Source organism: Allobosea sp., from assembly GCF_036675845.1.
Classification (GTDB): domain Bacteria; phylum Pseudomonadota; class Alphaproteobacteria; order Rhizobiales; family Beijerinckiaceae; genus Allobosea.
Genome location: NZ_JAKFED010000208.1, coordinates 1 through 3,425 on the forward strand (window position 1 = coordinate 1; position 3,425 = coordinate 3,425).

Consider the following 3,425-nt stretch of genomic DNA (forward strand, 5'->3'; position numbering starts at 1 on the left):
CGCATGACAAGCCACTAGCGGGCTGCTAAGCCCCCGCCATGCGTGAAGGCCTCCTGCCATCGACGGTCGCGACCGTCCTCGAACTCTCGACCAGCGGCGACAAGGCGCGCGCGCTGACCGAACTGCTGGGCGAGGTCTTCGACCCGACCGAGACGGCGATCTCCGCCTTCGAGATCGAGAGCGGCGTCACCACCCTGTCGCTGAATGCGCCCTGGAAGGTCGAGATCTATTTCGCGACCCACCCCGACGAGGCGGCGGTGCGCGACATGCTGCGCCCGATCGTCGGCGCAATCGTCGACACCACCCCCTTCGCCACCGTCAACCAGCAGGATTGGGTCGCCGCCAGCCTCGATGGGCTGAAGCCCGTGCGGGCCGGCAGGGTCCTGGTCCATGGCGCCCATGACCGCGATTTCGTGCGCGTCAACGACGTCGCGATCGAGATCGAGGCGGCGCTCGCCTTCGGCACCGGCCATCACGGCACCACAGCCGGCTGCCTGCTCGCCCTCGATGCCGAATTGAAGCGCCGCCGGCCGCGCCACGCCATCGATGTCGGCACCGGCACCGGCATCCTGGCGCTGGCGCTCGCCAAGCAGATCAAGCGCAAGGTCGTCGCCGGGGATATCGACGCCATCGCTGTCGAGGTCGCGGCCCGCAATGCCGGCGTCAATCACGCTCCCCACGCGCTCGACCTTTATGTCGCGCCCGGCCTGCGCCATGCCAAGGCCGACCGGCCCCGGCATTTCGACCTGGTCTTCGCCAACATCCTCGCCGGACCGCTGCGCAAGCTCGCGCCCTCGATCGCCGCCGTGCTGGCCGATGACGGTGTCGTCATCCTCTCCGGCCTGCTGGAGATGGACGTCGCCGGGGTCGTCTCGGCCTACCGCCACCAGGGCCTGGCCCTGGCGCGGCGCTCCTCGCGCGAGGGCTGGGCGACGCTGGTCATGAAAAGAGGCGGCGCAGCCGCCAGGCCACGCCGCCTCCGATAGGCTCTACAGTCTCACGCCTTCGGCGCGCAGGACGCCGCGTCAGGCGGCCGGCATGGCGGCGAAGCGCGCCGCCGGCTCAGAAAGCGATATGGCCGTACTTCTCTTCGGCTTCCGCCTGCATGGCGCGGGCGTCGTGCCAGACGGCCGACGTGAACTTCGCCGCGTCGATGGTCCACTCATAGATGTGCTTGATGATGGCGATCATGATCGTTCTCCTTAAGTTGGGGCGCGGCGCGTGACGCAGCCGGCGCTCCGGGTTTCAGCGGTTGCAGATCTCAGCGGTTGCGAATCTCAGCGGTTGAACGGCAGTTCGGCGTCGCTTTTCAGCGCGACGGTCGGAAAGCCGCCGAGGGTGATCTCGGACTCGCGGGCCAGGTAGGAATAGGCGCGCAGCTCGCGCAGCGCGGAGCGGCGGCGGCTCTCGATCAGCGCGGCATAGAAGCGCTGCCAGAAGCCCGGCCCGGCGGTCGTCCCGGTCGCCTCGGCGCGCGCGATGGCGGGCATCTCGGCGGCGTTGTTCAGCACATAGGTCATAGGGTCCATCTCCTCAACGAAACGAAGGACAGTCCCGGTCGCTTCCTCGTTCTCTTATGCCGTCAAGATGGGCCTTCTTCGCACTTGCGAGAAGGCATGTTCGCATATGCACAACATGCACAGAACGCATGACGAGAGGATAATCCCGTTAATGATTGGCGCATGTCGCATAACCAGGCGGCAGGCATGCCTAATCGGACGCCAGGCCGGGCCTGCTTCGAGAGCCCGGAAAATCTCATGATTTGCGCTGGCCTTTGCCGGGCCGGCGCGCGAGCATGGCCGATATCGCAGCTTTTTGGACCTGACATGACCGTATCGCCTTCCGCCAGCACCGCCGCCTGCCGCTTCCAGTCCTTCTCCGAGCCGAGCGACCCGTCGCAGGTCGCGCCGCGGATCGCGGCCCTGCGCGCCGCGCTGGCGCGCCAGGGGCTTGCGGGCTTCGTCGTGCCGCGCGCCGACGAGCACCAGGGCGAGTACGTCCCGGCGCATATGGCGCGCCTCGCCTGGCTCACCGGCTTCACCGGCTCGGCCGGCAATGCCGTGGTGCTGGCCGACAAGGCGGCGCTGATCGTCGACGGGCGCTACACCATCCAGTCGGCCGAGCAGACCGACACCGCCGTGGTCGCGCCGGTCAGGATGGAGGTGACGCCGCTCGACAAATGGATCGAGGCCAATCTTCCCGCCGGCGGAAAGCTCGGCTACGACCCATGGCTCCACACCGTCGACGGCGTCGCGAAACTCGAAAAGGCGGTGGCGGCCGCCGGCGGCGAGCTGGTCGCGGTGACGCCGAACCCGATCGATGCGCTCTGGAGCGACCGCCCTGCCCCGCCGACCGCGCCGGTCAAGGCGCATCCCGCCGAATATGCCGGCGAGAGCGCGGCGAGCAAGCTGGCGCGCATCCAGGAGGCGCTGGCCAGGGACAAGGTCGACGCGCTGGTGCTGTCCGACCCGCATGCGCTGGCCTGGACCTTCAACATCCGCGGCGGCGATGTCGAGCACACGCCCTTGCCGCTCGGCTACGCCATCGTGCCGCGCGAGGGCCGGCCGACCGTCTTCCTGGCGCCGGAAAAGATCACCAACGAGGCGGGCGACGCCATCGGCGCGCTCGGCGAGATCGCCCCGCCGCAGGCGCTGGAAGCGCAGCTCGAGGTACTCGGTGCTGCCAAAGCCAGGGTCCGGCTCGATTCGACGACCGCCGCGGCCGCGCTCGCGACCCTGATCCGCAAGGCCGGCGGCACGCCGGAGGCCGGCGCCGACCCGACCGCGCTGATGAAGGCAAGGAAGAACGAGACCGAGCTCGCGGGAGCGCGCCGGGCCCAGCTGCGCGACGGCGTCGCCATGGCCCGCTTCCTCTCCTGGCTGGCGCGCGAGGCACTGAGCGGCAGCCTGAGCGAGATCGACGCGGTCGCCGCGCTGGAGGCCGAGCGCCTGAAGACCGGCCTGCTCAAGGACGTCTCCTTCACCACCATCGCCGGCGCGGGCGCAAATGCCGCCCTGCCGCATTATCGCGTCACCGAATCGAGCAATCGGAAGATCGAGCCCGGCATCTTCCTGGTCGATTCCGGCGGGCAATATGAGGACGGCACCACCGACATCACCCGCACCATGGCGATCGGCGAGCCGACGGCGGAGATGCGCGACCGCTATACCCGCGTGCTCAAGGGCCATGTCGCGATCTCGCGCGCGCTCTTCGTCAAGGGCACGTCAGGAGCCCAGCTCGACGCGCTGGCGCGGCAACCGCTCTGGCAGGTCGGGCTCGATTTCGACCATGGCACCGGCCACGGCGTCGGCAGCTATCTTTCGGTGCATGAAGGCCCGCAGCGGCTCTCCAAGCTCGGCACCACGCCGCTGGAGCCGGGCATGATCCTGTCGAACGAGCCCGGCTACTACAAGGAAGGCGATTAC

Annotated in this window: 4 protein-coding genes; 2 read left to right on the top strand and 2 right to left on the bottom strand. The window is 68.9% G+C overall.

Features of this window, described 5'->3' with window-relative positions; all coding sequences use genetic code 11:
- The first annotated feature begins 38 nt into the window (after nt 1-38).
- Nucleotides 39-986 (top strand): 50S ribosomal protein L11 methyltransferase, encoded by a 948-nt coding sequence (locus tag V6M56_RS21775; protein ID WP_332687005.1) that lies wholly within the window; start codon nt 39-41, stop codon nt 984-986.
- A gap of 76 nt (nt 987-1,062) precedes the next feature.
- Here V6M56_RS21775 and V6M56_RS21780 read toward each other — a convergent pair whose 3' ends face one another.
- Together V6M56_RS21780 and V6M56_RS21785 are read right to left on the bottom strand one after the other, a co-directional pair.
- Complete coding sequence (locus tag V6M56_RS21780) at nt 1,063-1,191, bottom strand: hypothetical protein (RefSeq protein WP_332687007.1); 129 nt, start codon at nt 1,189-1,191, stop codon at nt 1,063-1,065.
- 86 nt (nt 1,192-1,277) lie between these two features.
- Nucleotides 1,278-1,520 (bottom strand): hypothetical protein, encoded by a 243-nt coding sequence (locus tag V6M56_RS21785; protein ID WP_332687009.1) that lies wholly within the window; start codon nt 1,518-1,520, stop codon nt 1,278-1,280.
- A 306-nt stretch (nt 1,521-1,826) separates the two neighbouring features.
- On the opposite strand from V6M56_RS21785, the gene V6M56_RS21790 reads away from it, so the two are divergent.
- The coding region (locus tag V6M56_RS21790) for a M24B family metallopeptidase (protein WP_332687011.1) at nt 1,827-3,425 on the top strand (1,599 nt) is incomplete at its 3' end.

Excerpts from the sequence above, each read along its gene's own strand:
- V6M56_RS21775 (WP_332687005.1), top strand. The coding sequence starts at position 39 with ATGCGTGAAGGCCTCCTGCCATCGACGGTCGCGACCGTCCTCGAACTC.
- V6M56_RS21780 (WP_332687007.1), bottom strand. The coding sequence starts at position 1,191 with ATGATCGCCATCATCAAGCACATCTATGAGTGGACCATCGACGCGGCG.
- V6M56_RS21785 (WP_332687009.1), bottom strand. The coding sequence starts at position 1,520 with ATGACCTATGTGCTGAACAACGCCGCCGAGATGCCCGCCATCGCGCGC.